We start from the raw sequence: 6130 nt of genomic DNA, 5'->3' as shown, positions 1-6130 counted from the left end.
AAGAAAAAATCATTGAGTGTCAGAAAGCCCGCTGTTCGTTATCTCGAATGGCGGGTTTTTGTTTACCGGAAGCTCCCACTAACCACTAACCACTAACCACTAACCACTAACCACTAATCACTAATTTCTAGCCTCCAAAGGTGTAATGTAGAAAAATTAACAGGAATTGCAGAGTTTCTTTTAATAAAGCTATGGTTTAAAGGTTACTTTCGTCGTGTTTAACCCGTTATCTGGTTTAATGTTATTACAATCAATAGATAGTTAGTGTCTGTCCATAAAGCACCATTTGCTGTGTTACGCTCGCCGCCAAAATACTCATTTACGAGTAGTAAACTCCGTTTTTGGCGGCTTCACAAGCCTTGCAACTGGTACTTTCTGAACAGACACACAGATTGTAAAAATTTTTTGCGAGTTTATAGACGAGCACTAGTGTCGTGTCATGTATGAAATGTCGTATAAGTTGAAACTGATTTTTGCTTTTTTCAAAGTGATAAAAAGCGCGCATAGCCATAGCTACGTAAGCTTTTTATCATGAAGAAAAAACGAAAATCAGTGATGCTTGGTGCGATATTTTATGCTTGACACGACACTAGTTAGATGTAAGATGATGAGATGCTTTTTCTAACTTAGGGGAGCATAACAGGCATATGGCGTATGTGGTTAGATATTGTTTATCTGACCGGTTTATACAATAAACTGGAAAACATTTTTCAATAGAAATTGTCGCTTCTGCCTTCTGCCTGTAAGATGCTTTTATCTAACAATCTGTAAAAAAGACGCCAATGAAAAAATTGTTTCGAACAATTATCATTCTGCTACTGACAGGATGCACATTGCCAAAGGAAGAGACAAAAGTATTAAGCGATGATTCTGCCTGGTGTTGGTTTTCAGACCCACGGGCAATAGTCCTTCAAAATGACGGAAACTATGTTGTGGTTTCGGGTGGTGTTTCTGAGGATGGCTCTATTACAGCCTTTTCTTTTGATCCGCGAAGTGAGCAAGTAGCACACGGAATGATTCATCCCCGCCTGGAGGTCGATGACCATAACAATCCGGCTTTTCTCGAAATGCCTGATGGTCATATCCTGGCTTTTTATACACGGCATCACAATGAGGAACTTTTTATGTCAAAGACACTCACCTCCGGAGATATTACAGAATGGGAAGAACCCCGCAAGATCAACCCGGCTGATCCTGAGCAAGAAGAGCTTTACGGCAAGCCACGTTATACCTATGCCAATCCTTTCTTACTGTCGGAAGAGAATAACAGAATTTATCTCTTTGGAAGGTGGACCGGTTTTAAGCCCACGATGAGCTGGAGTGATAATGGCGGTCAGACCTGGAGCAAAAGCAAAGTTGTTGTTTGTCCTCAACCCTTTGATCCCGGGAACCGCCCTTATGTAAAATATTTTTCTGACGGGCGGGCTCGCATTCACATGACCTTCACCGATGGTCATCCCCGGGTTGAACCGACTAACAGTGTTTACTATGCCTACTATGAAGATGGTATTTTTTATCGGGCAAACGGTGCTAAAATTTGCACGGTAGATGAATTGCCTTTTCAACCCTCCGAAGCAACTATGGTTTATGACGGAACCTCAGGAAAAGGAAGGGCCTGGGTTTATGATATTAAAACAAATGAGGATAATTTTCCTGTGATTCTTTACGCCAGTTATCCGTCTGAGGAAAAGCATATATACCATTATGCAAGCTTTGACGGGAATGAGTGGATGGATGCGGAAATATGCAATTCGGGACGTTGGTTCCCCAAAACTCCTGAAGGAAGAAAAGAACGAGAACCGCATTATTCAGGAGGTTTATCTGTTGACTGGAATGATGCTTCGGTAGTGTATCTTTCGCGCATGGTGGACCAAACATTTGAGATTGAGCGTTGGAAACTCAACAATGAATCGGAGTGGACATCACAAGCCGTTACAACCGGTTCTGAATTAGATCAGGTGAGACCTGTAGTACCATGGGGGTTACAGCCTCGAAAATCTTGTGTTTTGTGGATGGAGAATGAACGATATATTCATTATACGGACTTTTCAGGCAATATAAAGATTCACTATTGACCCATAAATGATTAGCACCAGAGAGGAAAAAGGTTGTTGTTATGAAACGGGGCATTGTATTTTTGATGGCAATTGTTCTTATTTCTGCGGAAATCCGGTCGCAGAAAACTTTTGATTTTGACTCCTATAATATTGAGGACGGATTTAGCGCGAGTAAAGCCAATGTTATTATTCAGGATCGTCAGGGATTTATATGGATCGGCACATGGAATGGTCTTACGCGTTTTGATGGTTACGAATGTGTGGTATATACTTCAGGAATTAACAATCCAAATGGCCTAAGCAATAAAGAAGTGGTATCACTCCTGGAAGACCATAAAGGGAATATCTGGATAGGAACTTCCGACGGGTTGAATAAACTGAATCCCAAGACAGGAAAAATAGAGATTTTCGATTTTGAGAGTCGTATAATATCACTATACGAGGATTCTGATTATAACATATGGGTAGGTACATGGAGCGATGGTCTTTTTATGCTGAACCCTGAAAATGAACACCGGGTATCTTATTTACCCCACGATGTAATCAGCGATATTATTGAAGATCAAACGAATGAGTTTTGGGTGGCTACCTATCAGGGATTGGTTAATCTGAATCCTGAGAGCAAATCTTTTAAGCGCTACTTACCCGACCAGAAGAATTATTCTCATTCTGTCCCTCATAATGTTGTTACCCAGTTGGTTACTTCCGATGAGGGTGATTTGTGGATTGGAACCTGGGGAGGCGGTCTCAGTAAAATGATTCCTCACTTTGATAAGGACAGCATCCGCTTTAAGCATTATCAGAAAAGAGACAGAGCAGGCAGTATTAGTTCGAATAATGTTTACCGTTTGTTTATTGATGAATCCGGTGATATTTGGATTGGTACCTGGGACGCCGGGGTTTCATTGCTTCAAAAAAGCGAACAAAAGAAGGAACCTTCAGAGGCCGGATTTATTAACTTGAAGAGCGATGTTTCAGAGCCATACAGCATATCGGGTAACAATATTACTGCTCTATATGTAGACAGGTCGGGAGTGCTTTGGGTTGGAAGTGCCAAAATAGATAAGGCTTCGGTCATTAAGACCGGAATAAGTTATTATTCAACTCGCGATAATTCGGCAGATGAAGCTGGGCTTAGTATTGTAAAGGCTTTCACCAAAGGGTATAATGATTGTTTCTGGGTGGGGTGTTCGGACGGTTTAACCTCTTATGTCCCGGATGGCGATCATTTTAAGTGTGGAAATAAGATTTCCCGACTGGAATACTTTCATAATGGTCAATTATTCAGATCGAATTCTGTTCTCTCACTTTGTAGCTCTCCATCAGGCTTATTTGTGGGCACAGATGATGCAGGCCTTCTTTTCTTCCCCAAAGCTGAATTAGCAAAAGGGGACAATGCATCGTTCCGTTATTTTAACAACCAGACTCCGCAAGATATCCCTGGTAACAAGGTCAATAGTTTGTGTGCTTCAAAAAAGTATCATGGAGTCGTTTGGTTGGGAACCATGCAAAACGGCTTTTCAAAAATACTGATTCAAAATGAGGATATCCGGATAGAGAATTTTCTGGCATCCGAATCAGGGTTGGCCGACAATAATATCCGTGATATTCATGAAGACAGCCATGGAATGGTTTGGATTGCAACACAAAAGGGTTTGAGTCGGTTTAATCCGGTCAATAATAAATTTTTGAATTTTTTCTCAGGAGATGGTGAGGCCTCTATTAATGACAATGTAGTGAACTGCCTTCATGAAGATGCTTCAGGCAATTTATGGATCGGAACCAACAACGGACTGAACAGAATGGTTGAAAAAACAGGCGCTGATGACCAAACAAACATCTTGTTTAAAAAGTATCCTGATATTGATAATCTGAACAGTTCTCTGGTTATGAACATCCTTGAAGGTGACAGCGCCCATATCTATATTGGATTTTATGATGCGTTGGTAAAGTTTGATTATTCTCAGGAAAAGATTGTCGATGAATATTTTATGAAGGAATATCTGCACCTTGGGATAGAGAGAAATTCTTCTTTCAGGGATAATGCCGGAAATTTGTTTTTAGGAGGAAGGCATGGGTTTATTGTTTTTGAAAACACCGGGTTGAACTGCGGTACACGGCCACCGGAAATAAAGATTACCGATCTGCTTGTTTTCAATAAGAGCTTAACAAAAGAGAATCAAATATCAGAAGGGAAATCTTCCATAAACAATATTACTTATTCCGATTCAATTATTTTGTCTCACAAAGACAGGGTTTTTACTTTTACTTTCTCGGCAATGGATTATAAAAGCCCTGAGAAGAATTCTTATTCTTATATTTTGGAAGGCTTTGATGATGAATGGAATAATATAGGAGAAAGAAATACAGCTACTTATACCAATGTGCCTCCCGGGGAATATGTTCTTAAGGTAAAAGCGAAAAACAGCCTTGGTACAGAATCTGAGCAACCTGCGCAATTGTTTCTTACAATAACACCTCCATGGTGGCAAACAATCTGGGCATATTCAGGATATGCTTTGCTGCTTATCGGGCTGCTTTACTTTTTTAAGCAATATTCGATTATTAAGGTGCGAGAGAAAAGCAGGCTGATGCTCGAAAAGGTTCATCACGAAAAAGACAGGGAAGTTTATGAACATAAAGTCCATTTTTTCACCAATATCACCCATGAATTCAGAACGCCGTTGACCTTGATTCTTGGTCCCGCAGAAGAACTGCTTCAGAAAAACGATCTGCCTTCGTATGCCCGCAGATCCATTGAAGTAATGCACCGCAATACAGAAAAACTTTTGCGACTGGTGAACCAATTGATGGAATTTAGAAAAGTGGAAAAGGGAAAAATGGAATTGCTCCTTCAGAAAGTGAATATTGTTCCCATCCTTTTGGAAATGCATGAAACTTTTCGTTCCATGGCCCGATCGAGAAAAATTAATTTCACGGTTGATTATAGCCCACCAGATATCATTGTATGGGTAGACCGTGATAAAATAGAAAAAGTGCTCTATAACCTTCTTTCCAATGCATTCAGGTATTCCGACGATAATTCCAAAATTTCTGTGAGGGCGGGAATATTTGATGACGCAGATGAACATGCAGATTCTTTTTTCCTGGAGGTGACTGACAACGGGATGGGTATTCCGGAAGAGAACCACGACCAAATATTTGAAAGTTTTTATCAGATAAATCAGAAAGGAATACAAAGCACCGGGGGAATAGGACTTTATTTGTGTAAAATATTTGTAGAGCAGCATAAGGGTATAATCCAGGTGGACAGTGAACCCGGGAAGGGTAGTTGTTTCAGGGTTATTATTCCAATGAATCTTGATAAAATATCAGATTCTCAATCTTCCTTTTACGCTTCAAAAAAAGAAGAAGAAAGTTCTTTTCCAGAGCTTTCTTCCGGTGATGATTTGTCAGGAAATGACCTTGGTGAAGAAAAATATCCCCCTGATTTACCTGAAAAAATGGCTGATGTGTTGCTGGTTGAAGACGACGGGGATATGAGTGAGTTCATTCGGGAGGGATTATCCATTCATTTCAATATACATACGGCTTCGAATGGAAAAGAAGCGTTTGATATGGCGCGGAAAATTGCACCAGATATTATTATTTCGGATGTTATGATGCCCGGAATGGATGGTTTTGAGCTCGCACGTTTGCTTCGCAGCGATCTGGATACCTCTCATATTCCGCTTTGTTTTTTTGACAGCCAAAACTTTAAGAGAAGATGAGATAGAAGGTTTGCGTCTGGGGGCGGTTGATTACATCTACAAGCCGTTCAATATGGTTTCTTTGCGCTTGAAATTGCTCAATATTCTTGAAGCAAGAGGAGAAAACAGAGAAAAATTTAAATCATCCGGATTGCTTGAGCCGGAAAAAATCACGCTTTCTTCACTTGATGAGGAATTCCTTACTCAAGCGGTTAAAGTAATTGACGAAAATGTAGATGATCCCAACCTTGATGTGGAGAAACTGAGCAGAAAATTGTCTTTGTCTACCAATCAAACATACCGTAAAATAAAAGCCCTGACCGGCTTTACAGCAAAAGAATTCATCAGGGTACAACGACTTAA

At 40.3% G+C, this 6130-nt stretch carries 2 protein-coding genes and 1 pseudogene; all 3 read left to right on the top strand.

Translation table 11 applies throughout. From position 1 onward, the window contains the following. Positions 1-782: 782 nt before the first annotated feature. Complete coding sequence (locus OQ5_RS0109370) at positions 783-2075, top strand: BNR-4 repeat-containing protein (protein WP_016777243.1); 1293 nt, start codon at positions 783-785, stop codon at positions 2073-2075. Between the two features lie 41 nt (positions 2076-2116). Then, on the top strand, positions 2117-5788 hold the full coding sequence (locus OQ5_RS0109365; RefSeq protein ID WP_016777242.1) for a two-component regulator propeller domain-containing protein: 3672 nt from the start codon (positions 2117-2119) through the stop codon (positions 5786-5788). Next, positions 5760-6130 (top strand): annotated as a pseudogene (locus tag OQ5_RS20685) (hypothetical protein); the annotation flags it as partial. The gene OQ5_RS0109365 and the pseudogene OQ5_RS20685, both read left to right, overlap by 29 nt.

The sequence above is a fragment of the Anaerophaga thermohalophila str. Valhall genome (assembly GCF_000250735.1).
Taxonomy (GTDB): Bacteria; Bacteroidota; Bacteroidia; order Bacteroidales; family Marinilabiliaceae; genus Anaerophaga; species Anaerophaga thermohalophila_A.
The sequence above is the reverse complement of the archived record's forward strand: the minus strand, read 5'-3'. Positions and strand labels throughout refer to the sequence as shown.